General features: G+C 43.2%; 9 protein-coding genes, 1 tRNA gene, 2 rRNA genes and 1 other RNA gene. 2 read left to right on the top strand and 11 right to left on the bottom strand.

Features of this window, described 5'->3' with window-relative positions:
* Nucleotides 1-12 precede the first annotated feature (12 nt).
* The 5 genes from secA to LBB20_02605 all read right to left on the bottom strand — a co-directional run bounded on the left by secA (nucleotide 13) and on the right by LBB20_02605 (nucleotide 7598).
* A complete protein-coding gene (gene secA / locus LBB20_02625; GenBank protein ID MDR2735705.1) occupies nucleotides 13-2865 on the bottom strand; it encodes a preprotein translocase subunit SecA in 2853 nt (950 codons plus the stop codon).
* Nucleotides 2866-3238: 373 nt separating this feature from the next.
* Nucleotides 3239-3595: RNase P RNA component class A (gene rnpB, locus LBB20_02620), an RNA gene on the bottom strand.
* Nucleotides 3596-3632: 37 nt separating this feature from the next.
* A complete protein-coding gene (locus tag LBB20_02615) occupies nucleotides 3633-4379 on the bottom strand; it encodes a hypothetical protein (GenBank protein MDR2735704.1) in 747 nt (248 codons plus the stop codon).
* Nucleotides 4380-4483: 104 nt separating this feature from the next.
* Nucleotides 4484-5380, bottom strand: a complete 897-nt coding sequence (locus LBB20_02610; protein MDR2735703.1) for a hypothetical protein — start codon at nucleotides 5378-5380, stop codon at nucleotides 4484-4486.
* A 97-nt stretch (nucleotides 5381-5477) separates the two neighbouring features.
* Nucleotides 5478-7598, bottom strand: a complete 2121-nt coding sequence (locus LBB20_02605; GenBank protein MDR2735702.1) for a ribonucleoside triphosphate reductase — start codon at nucleotides 7596-7598, stop codon at nucleotides 5478-5480.
* 238 nt (nucleotides 7599-7836) lie between these two features.
* On the opposite strand from LBB20_02605, the gene LBB20_02600 reads away from it, so the two are divergent.
* A complete protein-coding gene (locus LBB20_02600; GenBank protein ID MDR2735701.1) occupies nucleotides 7837-10296 on the top strand; it encodes a DEAD/DEAH box helicase in 2460 nt (819 codons plus the stop codon).
* Between the two features lie 77 nt (nucleotides 10297-10373).
* Here the strand turns inward: LBB20_02600 and aspS are convergent, their stop codons facing one another.
* From aspS to LBB20_02585, 3 genes are all read right to left on the bottom strand, one after another.
* Nucleotides 10374-12149 carry an aspartate--tRNA ligase gene (aspS, locus tag LBB20_02595; GenBank protein MDR2735700.1) on the bottom strand — a complete coding sequence of 592 codons (1776 nt, stop codon included), beginning with the start codon at nucleotides 12147-12149 and terminating at the stop codon, nucleotides 10374-10376.
* A 67-nt stretch (nucleotides 12150-12216) separates the two neighbouring features.
* Complete coding sequence (locus LBB20_02590; protein ID MDR2735699.1) at nucleotides 12217-12942, bottom strand: rRNA pseudouridine synthase; 726 nt, start codon at nucleotides 12940-12942, stop codon at nucleotides 12217-12219.
* A 17-nt stretch (nucleotides 12943-12959) separates the two neighbouring features.
* A complete protein-coding gene (locus tag LBB20_02585; GenBank protein ID MDR2735698.1) occupies nucleotides 12960-13208 on the bottom strand; it encodes a DUF167 domain-containing protein in 249 nt (82 codons plus the stop codon).
* A gap of 48 nt (nucleotides 13209-13256) precedes the next feature.
* Between LBB20_02585 and LBB20_02580 the strand changes: the two genes are divergently transcribed.
* Complete coding sequence (locus LBB20_02580) at nucleotides 13257-13676, top strand: hypothetical protein (protein ID MDR2735697.1); 420 nt, start codon at nucleotides 13257-13259, stop codon at nucleotides 13674-13676.
* Nucleotides 13677-13712: 36 nt separating this feature from the next.
* On the opposite strand, the gene rrf is transcribed toward LBB20_02580, so the two are convergent.
* The 3 genes from rrf to LBB20_02565 all read right to left on the bottom strand — a co-directional run bounded on the left by rrf (nucleotide 13713) and on the right by LBB20_02565 (nucleotide 17064).
* A 5S ribosomal RNA gene (gene rrf / locus LBB20_02575) occupies nucleotides 13713-13829 on the bottom strand.
* A 124-nt stretch (nucleotides 13830-13953) separates the two neighbouring features.
* Nucleotides 13954-16872, bottom strand: a 23S ribosomal RNA gene (locus tag LBB20_02570).
* Between the two features lie 115 nt (nucleotides 16873-16987).
* Nucleotides 16988-17064, bottom strand: a tRNA-Ile gene (locus LBB20_02565).
* Nucleotides 17065-17161 lie beyond the last annotated feature (97 nt).

Here is a 17161-nt window from a genome sequence, read left to right as displayed (position 1 = left end):
AATACAAAAATGTTAATTAAATGATGGTTTTATTTTTTTATTCCTATCGCTGGCTTTGGGTTTTTTTTGGTTTTCAACCGTCGCATCATCCCCTGGCTTACAATCTTTGGCCAACTTTAACAACATATCCCTGAAGGTGTTGATGCTCGTCGATGCTCTGAAAATCCTCTTGCATATACCTTCACGGATCTGAACCACCAGTTGCTCAAAACAACGATAGGCCTCATGCTTATACTCGGTCAACGGATCCTTTTGCCCATAACCTGCCATGCTCACACTTCGCCTAAGTTCTTCCATTTCAGTAAGATGATCCTGCCAATTTTCATCTATTGAATTTAAAACCACCGCACGCTCTATTTCCGGCAAAACTTCCCCATCTTCGGCAGAAACCTTTACATCGTAGGCATTCTTAATTCGTTCAAATACAAATTGCCCGAGCACATCTCCAGTCTCAAATTCCTCCAACTCTTTCCTGTTTATCGCCACCGGAAAGCTCATATTTATATAATAAACAAAAGAATCAAGTTCAGCATCGTCAACGATATCGGATTTTTTCTGGCCTATGGCCCTATGCGCCCTATCAAAAACCTCTTCACTTATAAAATCTAAAATCATCTCCCGGATATCATCATTCTTTAGCACCTTGTTTCTGAGCGCATAGATTATCTCCCTTTGCTTGTTGAGCACATCGTCGTATTGTAACAGCCTACGTCGCATGGAATAATTATGCGCCTCGACTTTTTTCTGTGCCCGTTCTATCGACGAATTCAGCCAAGGGTGCTCTAACACTTCACCATCCTTAAAGGTACGTTCCAATATGGATGCAATCGGCCCTGAGCCAGCAAATAATCTGATCAAATTATCCTCGAGGGACACATAAAATTCCGACATCCCTGGATCACCCTGTCTCGCACAACGTCCTCTCAATTGCCTGTCCACTCGCCTGGATTCATGGCGTTCTGTGCCTATAACAAGCAATCCACCCAGATCTGCAACTCCTTCACCGAGTCTAATATCCGTTCCACGGCCTGCCATATTTGTGGAAATTGTCACCGCATCTTTTATCCCAGCATTTGCAATGATCTCCGCCTCCTTTTGATGAAACTTTGCATTCAGAACCGTGTGTTTTATTTTGGAACTTTTCAACATCCTGCTGAGAAGCTCCGAGGCTTCCACCGACGCCGTTCCAACCAGCACCGGCTGGTGATTTTGATTGGCTTCTTTTATCCTTGCGACCACCGCGCTATATTTTTCGCGTCGAGTTTTAAAGATCAAATCGTTGGAATCTTTCCTTAGGCAGGGACAATTGGTCGGAATAGCCATTACGGATAGCTTGTAAATATCAAAAAATTCCTGGGCTTCGGTTTCGGCCGTACCGGTCATACCAGCAAGCTTTTCATACATCCTGAAATAGTTCTGTATCGTAATGGTAGCATAGGTCTTGGATTCTTTCTCAATTCTGAGACCTTCCTTGGCCTCGATGGCTTGATGGAGACCATCACTCCACCGGCGCCCGGGCATTGCCCTACCGGTGTTTTCATCCACAATGACCACCTTACCATTTTGTATAACATACTCTTCATCAATATTATAGAGGCTGTAGGCCCTTAACAATTGACTCACACAGTGAAGCTTTTCACTTTTTATCGCAAAATCTTCTTCGGCCTCACGCTTTATCCTATCGCATTCCTTGGCATCCAAGGTCTTATCACTATCTATGCCTGAAAACAACATCGGTAGGTCCGGCAAAACAAAGGCATTTGGATTGCTTGGAAACAGCGCATTCCTTCCCATTTCCGACAGGTCGGCCTGATGATTTCTTTCGTCTATCGTGAAATACAGTTCCTCTTTCATCTGCACGCGCAGTTCACGATTTATGTCGGACCCCATCTCCAGGTCAAACTTGTCCAACTGTTTACGATATATTCCTGTTTCCATCAGGCGTAGCAACTGCCGATTTTTTGGCATACCTTGCCTTATTTGCCATAGCTTTTTATAGGCTTCTTTATCAAATTGATCCTGGGTTAACCTGGCCAAAGCCTCCTCGGCTATCTTGTTACATAACGATTTTTGCAGCGAAACGAGCTTTTCGATGGCCGGCTTAAGTTCAAGGAATGGCGTTTTACGTTCTTTCCGGGTTGGACCTGAAATAATTAACGGTGTCCTGGCCTCGTCTATCAAAATTGAATCTATTTCGTCAACTATACAAAAGTAATGATCTTTTTGGACCTGGTCCTCCTGGGCTGTGGCAATACCATTGTCGCGCAGATAATCAAATCCAAACTCCGAAGATGTGCCATAGGTTATGTTCCTGTCATATTCCTGCTTCCTATCCTCGGAATCCATTTCATTCTGAAGGCAACCAACCGAAAGACCAAGTAAATTATACAAATAGCCCATCCATTCCGAGTCTCTCTTGGCCAGGTAGTCGTTAACCGTAGCAAGCTGGCAATTACGTCCGGTGAGTGCATTTAAATATAAGGGCAATGTGGCCACCAAGGTTTTTCCTTCGCCGGTGGCCATCTCGGCTATCATTTTCTGATGTAGAGCCATGCCTCCAATCAACTGGACATCGTAATGGATCATATTCCATTCTATTTCATGACCGCAAACCTCTATCTTTTTGCCACATAACCGCCGGGCAGCATTTTTAACCAAACCAAAGGCCTCGGGTAACAGCGAATTCAATGTTTCCCCATCCTTATACCGCTGCATGAATTCCATGGTTTTTTCACATAACTGACCATCTGCTAATGCCTTATATTGCTCATCAAACCTGTATATTGATTTCACTATCGGCTGACACTTTTTTAAAAATTTCTTGTAGTGACGCCCCGAAAATAATCTAAAAATTCTTCCTATCATAGCTGATTGTTGGCATCAATACAGATTACACCTGCAACCGCGATACCTACCTGGCCTAAAATTGAGTAACCAGGCGATTTTGCAAGATTTTTTAGAAAATGTTCTGGATTTTTTGATAACATTAGTTACGCTGCATCCTGCCGGGGTGCTCGTGATTCCGGATAAAATGTTCCGTTCCTTATTATGTATTACATAATGCTGAGCAATGGGTTGTAGCTGTCAGGCCATTTTATTATGGAAGACAAAAGCTTCTCTGCTAGCATAAGTCTGTTGAGGGCATAGGTAAATGAACATATCAGTGACACGGCACACCCAGCCATCGAAGCTTCCTGAAGTCTTTGAAGTCTTTTTTGCTTTTGCTGTAAATTATCAAATGTTTTGCTGGGATATAAGCCGGATTCTGTTCGACATTCGCCGATGTGCTCATCTATCTAGTGAACTTCACTCTCCCGCTGGGGAGTGCGGCAAACCCGCGAATATGGGACTGGCAATCCATTCGCCTATTTTGCCTTGCATCTGATTGGGTTTTCATTGCTGGTTGGATTACTCCAACCACGGTGAGCTCTTACCTCGCCATTTCACCCTTACCTCTCGGCGGTATACTTTCTGTTGCACTTTCCGTCTGCGAATAGTATTTCGCAGCCCAGATTTTCACCTGGAATCACGCCATGAGATGTCCGGACTTTCCTCTCGAATACCTCTCTTTACGAGCGAGCACACACCCAGCAAAACATTCATTAACCTATGAAAACCAATCCGATGTCAATCTAATACACTAATTTAAATTTAGGCTTATCGTCATCATCATCTATCTCTGGATCGCTATAATCATCTTGGGTGGAATTATTCAAATTTTCCGACTCACTGGAATAATTCGTGCTGAACCAGCTCATATACAAATCCCATAAACCATTATTAAGAACAAAAAAGAAAATAAAAATTTCTTTCACACAATTTTTACCAATATAATCAGAATCAATAACATAAGTCATAAAATACACCACATTAAGCCAGGACATACATGCTTCCTTTAGTGTTTCATCAGAATCAGCAACAGCCTTTCTAAACTGATCGGCTATAAAACTTAACATATTATACAGGAATGTTTTCTTTATATCTTCATAGGGAAATCTTGTTCCGTTAATATCCAGTGGATACAACAAAAAGTCTGGAAACGCATTTAATATACGCATAAAACAACTGTATGCATTATAGACTGCATTAACATCGCTACCAATAGGCTTCCCATGTGAGCCTTCCGGAAAGTAATAAGCACCAAATAATATCATATATTTGCAAGTGGATGACACACCATTGGCTAAATTCAAATTGGAAATACTGCTATCTTTACTTATAATTTTGCCATAAAGATTATTTACACTACCTTTAATCATCCCATCAAACAGACCATTGTCATGACCATTGTCCGGGCTATCTGTATGCTTCACAATTGCGCTCTGTGAGATTAATTGGTTACTCACTAAAAAATCCATTAATTCTGGGTTAAAATCCATAGTTTTAGATAGAACACTATTCTATAACAAAACAACATAAAAATAAATTAATTTTTAACAAATAAAAATATTTTATGCCTATGCTTGTATTATGGCTAGGTTACCTACTTTTTCGACGACACGAATCTAACCTTTTTATTATTAAGTGGTTGAGCAATTTTTTTTACAGATTTTTCTGATTTTATCTCTGGCTCTTCTGATTCGCATGATCTATCTGGTTCGTATAATTTATCTGATTTATCTGATTCTCCTGATTCGCATGATTTATCTGGTTCGCATGATTCTTCTAATTCTTCTGATCCTACTGATTTATCTAGTTCTCCTGATTCGCATGATTCTTCCGATTCGTATGATTTATCTGATTTATCTGATTCTTCCGACTCGTCGTCGTCTTCTTCAGTGCTATATTTTGAATATTTATTACCAAAATCTTTATAGTCTATGTAAAATTGCTTCACTATGGTATCTATGTACGGCTGTTCACACTTTTCTAACACTTCCATTATATGTGAAAAATCTTTCAGATGAATCCACGTAAATATAATGTTATTTTCGTCATTATGATAACTTTTTGCTATAATCGCTAATGCATTGTACATAAACGTCTTCTTTATGTCACTTGTTAAAAATGCTTCACCGTTGATATCCAGGGGATAGGATAAAAATTCCGGAAATTTTTCAAGTGCTTTTTCTAATATGGCACAGATAGCTTCGATATAAAATTCCTGCTCTGAAATTACACAATCCTGAGCTTCTTTTCGGCCTAATTCCATAAACTCATGCGCACACAATATATCAATAAACGCTGAATAATCGCAGGCGATGGACAGCCCGGCACCATTCAATTTCAATTGAGAAATGCTATCATCTTTGGTTTCAATTCTGTTTAAAAACGTAGCTAAACCATCTTTCAGATTATCAACAAGCGCTACATTGGTGGGTTCATTTTTTATTAACTTTTTTTTTACTAAAAAATTTATTACCTCTGTGTTAAAATCCATATCGGTACAAACCCATTATTCTGCTAAAAAATAAACAAAAAACACAATGTTGTAAATAGGTAAAAATATATTATAGATACTGCCAAATTACCCAATATCACAGACTTACATATTTTCGCATCTTAAACTCGGCCTGCTTGCCATCATTCCATTGATGCACCGGCCTAAGATAGCCAACAACCCTGGAATATACCTCCGTTGCACTTCCACAGGTTGGACACAGGAAATGCTCACCACCTATATATCCATGAGATTGGCAGATAGAAAAGGTTGGCGTCAATGAGAAATAGGGCAACTTGTAGCCATTAGCTATTTTATAAATCAAATTTTTTATAGCTTCCGGCTCTTTTATTCTTTCTCCAAGAAAAATGTGAACGACGGTACCTCCGGTAAATTTAGTTTGCATATCATCTTGATTGTCAAGAAGCTCGAATAAATCATCAGTGAAGTTAACCGGCACATGGACAGAATTTGTGTAGAATGGCGCTCGGTTAGCAACATTTTCACCTTTGCCGTCATCATCGTTTGCACACACAATTCTGCTACCGAATCTGGCTTTATCCTTTTTGGCAAGTCTAAAAGACGTACCTTCCGCCGGCGTTGCTTCTAGGTTGTAGTGATTACCGGTCTTTTTCTGGTACTCAATCATCTTATCCCTCATATAATCCAATACATTAAGAGCAAAAGTCCTGCCTTCTTCAGTGGTTATATTTTTACCAAATAGGTTAATGCAGGCCTCATTCATTCCCACAATACCTATGGTAGAAAAATGATTCTTCCAGTAGGACCCAAATCGCTCTTTTATACCTTTTAAATAGAATGTTGTATAAGGGTACAGGTTTGAATCGGTCATTTTTTCCAACAGGTCACGTTTGATCTCCAGACTATCTCTAGCCAGATCCATCAGAACCCTCAATCTGGCAAAAAATTCTGCTTCACTTCCAGCCAAATAGGCAATTCTCGGTAGATTTATCGTGACCACACCAACGCTACCGGTAAGCGGGTTTGCACCAAACAATCCACCGCCACGGCGCTCAAGTTGAGTATTATCGATTCTAAGACGACAGCACATCGATCGAGTATCCTCTGGTTTCATGTCCGAATTTATAAAATTGGAAAAATAAGGTATGCCATATTTACTGGTCATCTCCCAAAGACCTTTTAGAACTTCACTGTCCCAATCGAAATTTTTGGATAAATTTATCGTCGGAATCGGAAATGTCATTATCCTACCCCGGGCATCGCCATTGGTCATAACCTTAAATAGCGCCCTGTTAAAGATATCCATCTCCGCCTGAAAGTCACCATAGGTCTCACTTCTTGGTTCACCTCCAACTATCACCGGTTCGTTGGCCATATGAGCCGGACAGAATAAATCCAGAGTTATGTTCGTGAATGGAGTCTGAAAGCCAACCCTTGTCGGGACATTTACGTTGAACAGGAACTCCTGAAGCGCCTGTTCGACCAGTCGATCGTCAAGGTTATCGAACCTTATGAATGGAGCCAAAAACGTATCAAAGCTCGAAAATGCTTGAGCTCCAGCGGCTTCACCCTGCAGTGTGTAAAAAAAGTTCACAATCTGGCCCAGCGCAGTTCGGAAATGTTTTGGTGGTTTAGCTTCTAATTTTCCTGGCACACCACAAAACCCTTCGCGCAGTAAATCAGCCAGATCCCAGCCAACACAATAAACTGATAGCTGGGTCAGGTCATGTATATGAAAGTCACCGGACTCATGGGCATCTCTTATTGCTGCCGGATACACCTTATGCAACCAGTAGGCCTGACTCATTGTTCCGGCCAAATAGTTATTTAGACCCTGCAGCGAATAGGTCATATTGCTATTCTCTCGGACCTTCCAATCCAATTTTGCCAAATACTGTTCAACGCTGCTTACCTGGGATTTGGCCGACAGCTCGGCGGTGTTATCCCGACTATCCCTGGCCAGAATAAACATCTTGGTACTGGCGCGAAACTGGGACCTAAACAAAACATTTTCCACGGCATCTTCGATCGATGAGCAGGAATGTTCCGAACTACAACCTCCTTGCTCCCAAATTTTTGAAATAACCTCCCTGGACAGCGCCCAGGATACCTCATTGTCAAATTCACCGGTCGCTGAACCAATACTCGCCAGCACACTATATACCTCTTCCTGCATCGCCGGTGCGCTAATACTTTCTTTCCTCTCATCTAACCTATTATCAATCTTCATTTCCATAAATTTCTAGCTTAAAAAACAAACAGTTACCAGGTATAACCCAGCGCCATCATAAATAATTATTGGCAAAAAAAATACGAGTACATTTCGCCAAAAGTTATTCACAGACCATAGACCTGAACAGATGAATTTAACCACTACTGACGCAAAATACTTATATTCAACCGAGTCAATAATGACAACTATTATAAGACATGCTTGATTTTTTATATTTAATTTTACAGAATCTGTAGTTTATATGCACAGGAGACCGCCGGTATTAACATTTACCAGAGAGGCCATGGAGGCATGGATGGCAAGGATTTGTGACCTAAATTGGCCAAATACTTTCCCAAAAAAAGCCATAAATTCAGGTAACAATATCTTCGAAAGTGGTATGGTTCGTGAAATCGATATGCGTTGCAATGACGTCATTGTCAGATTTTTGGATGAATACAAAGTCCAGACCCTCGCAACCATTGAACATAATTCTGATGGGTTTTGCACAAGATCGTCCTGTAATGATTCGGAACAATCCGACGCATTCGTGATTGCAGCACTTCTGGCCCTGGAAGATTCCATAGCAGAAAAAAATGAATCCATATTTGCAGACGAAGCCGCGGCCAAACAATATGATAAAAACCATGCCAGCAGTCATGACAATATGGAAAAACCCCAGTCAGAGCGCATCCAATTGAAATTTTATACGATTGGGCAGGTGCTTTGTTTCAAGGCCTTTTGGAGCGATACCCTGGCACCGGTCTTGTCTGACAAAAATTTCACAAATGACTCCATGTCCAGTGCAAAAAAATCAGCACTTATCAAACTGGTTCACACGGCAAGGAAATTTGGCTTCCTGTTTTCAAAAAAAACCAAGGAATATAGGCTATATAACCTGAACCAGGCCATCGATTTTTGTAAATCAACCATGCCCAGGTTGACAACAATATTTGACCTGGAAACCGACGAGAATGTGAAATTGCTAGCCAGTGGGTTAAAACACCTAACCACGGTTATAAAAACCAGCATAAATAACGATTCGATCGATCTCAATTTCGATGTTTTAGACGGGACAACCGAAATTGATGGCCAGGCAAAACAACTGGTATTGCATTCCAACGGTAATACAATTTTCATTCCTGGCATCGGGGCAACCAGGTTGGACAAAAAGACCGTTGATGCTATAAAAGAACAGATACATATAGCCAGTAAATTCGATGGCGAGCTGCCCAGGTACATGATTTATTCGATATTTACCGACTCATGCCTGGCGATGAAAAAAGACGACAACCTTCTAGCTTGGCAGAAATCATTTGAAACCAAGCCAGATACATCCATGGCTATGCCAGAATTTCTGAGACAATACCAAAAAGAAGGCGTGGCCTGGATGGCGCATCTATTGACCCATGGATTCCACGGACTACTGGCCGACGACATGGGCCTGGGCAAAACACTTCAGGTACTTACGTTGATATCAAAATATGCCAGTACAAAGTGTTCGGTGGTTATATGCCCGGCCAGTGTGGTCCCGGTATGGAAACACGAAGCAGAAAAGTTTTTTCCGGAACTAACGGTCAAAATATTTTCATCTGCAGATAAGGACTTGGAACACTGTAACTTGGTTATCACTAGCTATACCCAGTTGCGCAGAAATAAATCAATTTTTTCAAGCACAAAATTTCAATTGGCCATTCTGGACGAAGCTCAATGTATAAAAAATCCATCGACAAAAGTATTCAGCAGCTGCTTGGCCATAGACTCGGTCTGGCGGCTTGCTTTAACCGGAACACCGATTGAGAACAATATTCAAGATTTGTGGAGCATTTTCAGGTTTTTGATGCCAGGACTGCTTCATGACCAGGCGAAATTCATAGAATTTTCGAAAAGTGACAGGGCTACCGAAAAAATCAAGAAACAAATCGGGCCCTTTATGTTGCGTAGAACGAAAGAATCTGTAGCAGAAGAACTTCCAGAAAAAATAGAAATTGATCTTCCTTGCACCATGACGGCCTATCAACGAAATCTTTACGATGCCGTGCTTGAAAGAGCAATAAAAAAATACGACATAGGACAAAACCAACCAGACATAAAAAAACACAGATTTGGCATATTAGCCGTTCTAACAAAACTGAGGCAAATCGCCTGTGACCCTGGCATAATCCCTGGAGTAGAAGCAGATTTTGATGAAAGTTGCAAGCTGGAATCTTTGAATCAGAAGCTGTCTGACATATTGAAAGAAGGTAAAAAAATTGTAATATTTAGCCAATTTGTGACTTTTTTAAAAAGGATACGCAGTTTCATAAGGTCTGAATACAAAGAGGTTAGAATTTTTGAAATAACCGGTGCTACCAAAAAAAGGGACGAAGTCGTAAGAGAATTTCAAGAATTCGAGGGCCCTGGATTGATTTTGATAAGTTTGAAAGCTGGCGGCACCGGAATAACGCTAACCGCTGCAGAGTACGTGTTTCTCATGGATCCCTGGTGGAACCCGGCCGTCGAACGTCAGGCGATGGATCGAGTCCACCGGATTGGTCAGAACAAGAAAGTTACTGTATATAGGCTGATATCCGATAACACCATCGAGTCCAAAATCCAAATACTCCAGCAGAACAAAAACCTGCTGTTCGGTGACATAATAGATTCGCTTAAAGAACAGCAAAGTGGTGGTTCGTTTTTCATAAAACATGTCCAGGAGCTGCTGGAAATTCCTTCAGCCTGACCAAGACATATGCGAAAGCAAAAAAGCAAAAAAGCAAAAAAAAGCAAAAAAAAGCAGGAAAATCAGAAAAAATCAAATTACTCCATTATGGATATATGCAGTTCGCGCAGTTGTTTATTGCTGGCCGTTGACGGGCTTTGAGCCATAAGATCTTGACCTTTTTGGGTCTTAGGGAACGCTATCACATCCCTTATGCTGTCGGTACCACAAATTATCGCACTTAATCGATCCAACCCTATGGCAATCCCACCATGGGGAGGTGCACCGAACCTAAGTGCTTGCAACATATAACCAAACCGTTCCAAGATGACGTCCTCTGGTAATGCCAACACATCCTTCATAATCATTTTCTGAACACTTGCATCATGGATCCTTAGGCTACCACCACCGATCTCGAAGCCGTTGAGCACTATATCGTAATGTTGCCCACGAACCTTCCATGGCTCGGTTTTCAATAGATCGATATCATCTTCTATTGGTGCTGTAAATGGATGGTGTGTAGCAACGTACCTGCCATTATCCCCATCGTAGGATATGAGCGGAAAATCCACAATCCATAGGAAATTGAACCTGGTTTTTGGGATAGTCAACTTACCCCGGGCTATCAATAGTTTTGCTACTTCTAATCTTATGCGGCCAAGGATATTGCAACACTTTGTCCAGTCATCCGCAGCAAAAAACACAATGTCACCATCTTCGATGGCTAGACTGGCCGTCAATTTGTCGATTTCATCCTTGGAAAGAAATTTAAGAATCGGAGATTTCCATTCACCATGCTCACTCTTGATGAAAGCCAAGCCCTTGGCCCCAAGTGACTTTGCCAAATCTTCCAGGGCCTTCAGCTCACCCTGGGATATGTCTGCCAACCCTTTTGCATTGATCGCCTTCACCGATCCACCGGCCTGCACACAGGAACTAAATACTTTAAACTCAGACACTTCGAACAATTTCGACAGATCTTTCAGCTGGATATCAAATCTCGTATCTGGTTTGTCGCAACCATAGTTGTTCATGGCATCCCTAAATGGCATGCGCACGAATGGGATTTCGATGTCCATGCCCAGGGCTTCGGAAAAAACACACCGCATCATGCCTTCGATGAGATTGTATATATCCTCGCATTCGATGAATGACAGCTCCAGATCTACCTGGGTAAACTCCTGCTGTCTATCGGCACGTAAGTCCTCGTCTCTGAAGCACCTAGCCAACGAGTAGTATTTTTCCACACCGGCAACCATCAGCATCTGTTTATATTGCTGAGGCGACTGGCTCAATGCATAGAAGGTACCGGGATTAACCCGGCTTGGGACCAAAAATTCCCTGGCACCTTCCGGTGTGGTTTTAAATAAATAGGGCGTCTCTACCTCAATAAACTCATTGGCATCTAAGTAGTTACGAATCGCTCTCGAGATGCTATGCCTGGTTTTCAAATTATTTATATTCTTCCGCCGCCGCAAATCAAGATACCTATAGGTTAGCCGAACATCCTCGCTAACCTTGTCCGCCCTTTCGTCCAAAGGAAAAGGCAAAGGCTCGGAAATATTGTGTACAATTATATCACCGGCAATAACTTCGATCTCACCGGTCTGAATTTCCCCATTTATTGTTGCCTCGGGTCTGGCAGAAACAGTACCTATGACTTCTATAACTGACTCATCTTTAAGCAAATGCAACACATTGCCCGGACCACTATTTTTAGGATCAATCACAATCTGTGTGATTCCTTCCCGGTCTCTCAGGTCTACGAAGCCAAGGCCGCCGTGGTCACGAACCGATTGGACCCAGCCTATTAACCTTACGGTTTTCCCAATGTCATTCTTATTCAGTTGATTACAGTGATGCGTCCTTTTCATTCAGTTTCAATGAGCTGATTTTTTATGAAAATTTCAAGCACATTCTCACCGGATGACCGGCAGCAAATCACAATGGATCCCGGCCAAGCAACCTGCAAATCTCAGGCTCATTCAGTAATTTCAGCTGCCCGGGCCGCAGATTTTTCAGCTTCAACTTTCCGATCTGCACCCGCTTGAGCCGGTGCACAAGATAGCCACAGGCAGCAAACATCCGCCTTATTTCTCGCTTTTTCCCCTGTTTAAGATGCACTTCCACGGAACTATGGCCAGAACCATCGACTCCGATAGGAACGATCTTCTCGGCGATAAGCGTTTCACCGTCATCAATTATCCCATTGAGCATCAATGGGATATTTTTCGGATCGAAGCGTGTTCGCAGTGTAACAATATAGATTTTGGAGATATTAGACCGGGGATGGGTGAGCTTATTTGCAAAATTTCCATCATTGGTCAGGATTAGCATGCCTTGGCTATCCTTATCCAACCTGCCACAATACATAAGTTTTTCGCCAGCATGCTCTTTTGGTAATAGATCAAAAATTGTCGCTCCTGGATGAAACCTATCGGCACTGGAACATACCACGCCCCGAGGCTTGTTCATCATAATAACTAACCGCTTTTTATTCAATGATTTAACTCTGCATCCATCGACTTTTACCACGTCGTTTTCAGAAACCGAATCACCAATTTTCGCGCAGCCATCGTTGATCGTCACCCGACCTTCCAAAATCAATTCCTCGGCCTTTCGCCTAGAACACACGCCGTTTTGTGATAAAAATTTCTGAAGCCTCATCGGATTGTAATGAAATGCTAGGATGATGGTTTTTGCAAATCATTTGCATCAATTTCCAGAATTTTTTCTCTGGATTTTTGGCCGTGAACAATCTTGATTCGCGATCGGGCCACCTTAAATTCCTTGGCAATAAAACACAACAGACCGTCGTTGGCCCGACCGTCATTGGCCGGTGCCTGAATTTTAACCACCAGTTTCCCATCGACATTTGAAACAATGCATGTCTTCGATGCATTGGGTATCACCCTAACACTAAGCCGTATCACAATTAAAAATCTGTTGAAAAATTTTTATCTGGAAACACTATTTTTATTGTGAATAAAATAGAAAAATTTTTTGAAAAAGAAAATTTCGGCAAATTACTATTGCGACTAATCATCGGAGGATTTATCATGACCAAAGGGGTTGTTTATATCTCAAGTTCAGCAACTGCGCTGCAACCATTTAAAGCATGTTGTAAACTGCTATTCGGAGTGAACGGCATTAGTCCGGCGGTGATCATACCTATGTCGCTGCTATACATAATCTTTGGTACATTTTTTTTGATCGGATTCCATTTCAGAACAAACACATTTTTATTACTGCTAATATTTATAGCTAAAACGGCATTTTCCTATCTAGTGACCTATAACTGGATGGATCCATTTGTGTTACATAACCTGATCAGTTGTGCCATAATGTTGTCCTATTTATTCATCGGGCCAGGTGCATTCTGTGCGGATAAACATAAATAAGATGGCCCGGAAATTTTAAAAAATCCGAGCCCTAGGCACTGGCAACAACCTACTCTCACACCACATCGTGGTGGCACTACCATCGGCGGCTGAAGGCTTAACGATCGTGTTCGGAATGGGAACGAGTGTTTCCCCTCACCTATGATCACCAGAATACCATGCTGTGTACATCCGCTTCAACCTGTTGCCGAATCCGGCCAATCAACCTAATGATTAGGCAGGATCACAGAAAATTGTCGGTCCAATGCATTGGGAAAGAGAAATTGTCAAACTTGCGAAGAAGAAAAATTTTCGAGTCATTAGTATCGGTTAGCTTAATGCATTACTGCACTTACACATCCGACCTATCAACCTGGTGGTCTGCCAGGACTCTTCAGGAGGTTGCCCTCCATGGAAATCTTATCTTGGGAATGGCTTGGCGCTTAGATGCTTTCAGCGCTTATCCAGTCCGAACTTAGCTACCCGGCGCTACTGTTGACACAATAACCGGAACACCAGAGGTTCGTCATTTCCGGTCCTCTCGTACTAAGAAATGAATCCCTCAAATTTCCAACGCCCACAGCGGATAGAGGACCAAACTGTCTCGCGACGTTTTGAACCCAGCTCACGTGCCTCTTTAATTGGCGAACAGCCAAACCCTTGGGACCTTCTCCAGCCCCAGGATGAGACGAGCCGACATCGAGGTGCCAAACAGCGCCGTCGCTATGAACGCTTGGGCGCTATCAGCCTGTTATCCCTAGGGTACCTTTTATCCTTTAAGCGATGGTAGTTCCACTCCAAACCACCGGATCACTTGAACCTGCTTTCGCAACTGCTCGACTTGTTGGTCTCACAGTAAAGCTTCCTTATACTCATGCGCTCAATTGCCGATTGCCAACCGGCATGAGGAAACCTTCGTAATCCTCCGTTACTCTTTCGGAGGAGACCGCCCCAGTCAAACTGACCCCCTAGCACTGTCCTTTGCCCAGTTAATGGGACAAAGTTAGAGGCCTAACAAACGAAGAGTGGTATTTCACCGACGACTCACCGACACCCTGAAGTATCGGATCAAAGTCTCCCACCTATTCTACGCATCAAAAGCCAGACAACAATACCAGGTTACACAGTAAAGGTCCATAGGGTCTTTCCGTCCTGCTGCGGGAACGCGGCATCTTGACCGCGACTACAATTTCACTGAGCATCTCTCGGAGACAGCACCCAACTCGTTACACGATTCGTGCAGGTCGGAACTTACCCGACAAGGAATTTCGCTACCTTAGGACCGTTATAGTTACGGCCGACATTCACGGGGGCTTAGACCCGAAGCTTGCACCTCAGGCTTTCACCTTTCCGCATTGGTCACGAGTCACTCCCTATACATCGTCTTTCGACTTAGCAGAGAGCTGTGTTTTTGATAAACAGTCGGTTGGGCCTCTTTACTGTGACCCGCTCACGCGGGCGCCTCTTTTACCGAAGATACAAGGCAAATTTGCCGAGTTCCTTGGGAAGGTTTAACTCACGCGCCTTAGAATATTCATCCCGGACACCTGTGTCGGTTTGCGGTACGAGCACCTTCTATACTCTCAACGAAGCTTTTCTTGGAAGTACGACCTCCTCTGATCCCCTTTGGCCGTAGCCTCAGAGTCCCATCATGCCTCAGCTTTGTATTCGACGGATTTTCCTATCGAACAGCCCTGGCATTTGGACGCGGATATTCGACACCGCGCCAGACTAGCCCTCTCCGTCACTCCGAAGATGATAACGCATATAAGGTGGTACAGGAATATTAACCTGTTGTGCATCGACTACTCCTATTCGGCCTCGTCTTAGCTCTCGACTAACCCTGGGAGGACGACCCTTGCCCAGGAAACCTTGTCCTTACGGCGATACGGATTCTCACCGTATTTATCGCTACTTATGTCTGGATACTCACTTCTAACGCGTCCACCGTCAGTTGCCCTTCCGGCTTCAGCCACGTTAGAACGCTCTTCTACCACTCGCTTACGCAAGTCCGCGATTTCGGCACATCACTTGAGTCCCGATCATCTTCGGCGCAAATCCACTCGATAGGTCAGCTATTACGCACTGTTTAAATGGTGGCTGCTTCTAAGCCAACATCCCTATTGTCTATGTAGATTCACCTCCTTTGACACCACTTAGTGATGATTTTGGGGCCTTAATCGGCGGTCTGGGTTATTTCCCTTTTGCCCATGAAGGTTATCCCCCACGGACTGACTCCCGCACTTCATTCATCGGTATTCAGAGTTTGATAAGGGTCGATACCCCGGTAAGGGCCCTAACCTTTTCAGTGCTTTACCCCCGATGATCAGCATGCGAGGCTATACCTATATATATTTCGAAGAGAACCAGCTATCACGGAATTTGATTAGTCTTTCGCTCCTATCCACAATTCATCCGAGAACGTCTCAAGGTTCACCGGTTCGGTCCTCCATTCGATTTTACTCGAGCTTCAACCTGATCATGGATAGATCATCCCGTTTCGGGTCTATTGCCATCAACTCAACGCCCTATTCAGACTCGCTCTCGCTCCGCCTTCGATTTGTAAAATCTTAAGCTTGCTCATGACAATAACTCCCAGACCCATTATGCAAAAGGTACGCCGTCACACGATAAACGTGCTCCGACCGCTTGCAGGCAATGAGTTTCAGGTACTCTTTCATTCTCCTCACGGAGTGCTTTTCACCTTTCCCTCACGGTACTAGTTCACTATCGGTCGATATCGAGTATTTAGCCTTACGCAATGGTCTGCGCAGATTCACACGAGGTTCCACGTGTCCCGTGCTACTTAGGAATTCCCCATGGCAGCTTCCGATTTCGACTACAGGGCTTTCACCTTCTCTGGCTCCTCTTTCCAAAGGATTCCTCTATCGTCCGCTATCCAAATATTGGGCTCCTACAACCCCCTTGGAATAAATTCCAAGAGTTTAGGCTTCTCCCCCTTCGTTCGCCACTACTAAGGGAATCGCATTCGCTTTCTTTTCCTCCGCTTACTGAGATGTTTCAATTCAGCGGGTTCGCCATAGACACCTATGTATTCAGTGGCTATGAACAGGTCATTACACCTGTTGGGTTTCCCCATTCGGACATCTCCGGATCACCATGTATGTGCCACTCCCCGAAGCTTATCGCAGCTTGTCACGTCCTTCATCGCCTGATATCGCCAAGGCATTCACTCATTGCCCTAGTTCATTTCTTCTTTCTCGCCGTTGTATATTACACATTCTAGACGTCAATTTTCTCAACGTTTCATTGTAATCCCACAATGCATTAAACTATCAAAGAACTAAAAGTTATTCCAACGCAGTACCTTTTGGTGGGCCCAGGTGGACTTGAACCACCGACCCCACGCTTATCAAGCGTGTGCTCTGACCAACTGAGCTATGAGCCCTACTGAAAATGGTGGAGTCGAGCGGATTCGAACCGACGTCCTCCGGCATGCAAAGCAGGCGCTCTTCCAACGAATCTACGACCCCCGCACCGATGCA

The organism is Puniceicoccales bacterium, from assembly GCA_031283585.1.
Taxonomy (GTDB): Bacteria; Verrucomicrobiota; Verrucomicrobiia; order Opitutales; family LL51; genus JAIRTH01.
Note: the sequence above shows the minus strand (reverse complement) of the source record. Positions and strands in the feature narration are given on the sequence as shown.

Excerpts from the sequence above, each read along its gene's own strand:
- secA (MDR2735705.1), bottom strand. The coding sequence starts at position 2,865 with ATGATAGGAAGAATTTTTAGATTATTTTCGGGGCGTCACTACAAGAAA.
- LBB20_02615 (MDR2735704.1), bottom strand. The coding sequence starts at position 4,379 with ATGGATTTTAACCCAGAATTAATGGATTTTTTAGTGAGTAACCAATTA.
- LBB20_02610 (MDR2735703.1), bottom strand. The coding sequence starts at position 5,380 with ATGGATTTTAACACAGAGGTAATAAATTTTTTAGTAAAAAAAAAGTTA.
- LBB20_02605 (MDR2735702.1), bottom strand. The coding sequence starts at position 7,598 with ATGGAAATGAAGATTGATAATAGGTTAGATGAGAGGAAAGAAAGTATT.
- LBB20_02600 (MDR2735701.1), top strand. The coding sequence starts at position 7,837 with ATGCACAGGAGACCGCCGGTATTAACATTTACCAGAGAGGCCATGGAG.
- aspS (MDR2735700.1), bottom strand. The coding sequence starts at position 12,149 with ATGAAAAGGACGCATCACTGTAATCAACTGAATAAGAATGACATTGGG.
- LBB20_02590 (MDR2735699.1), bottom strand. The coding sequence starts at position 12,942 with ATGAGGCTTCAGAAATTTTTATCACAAAACGGCGTGTGTTCTAGGCGA.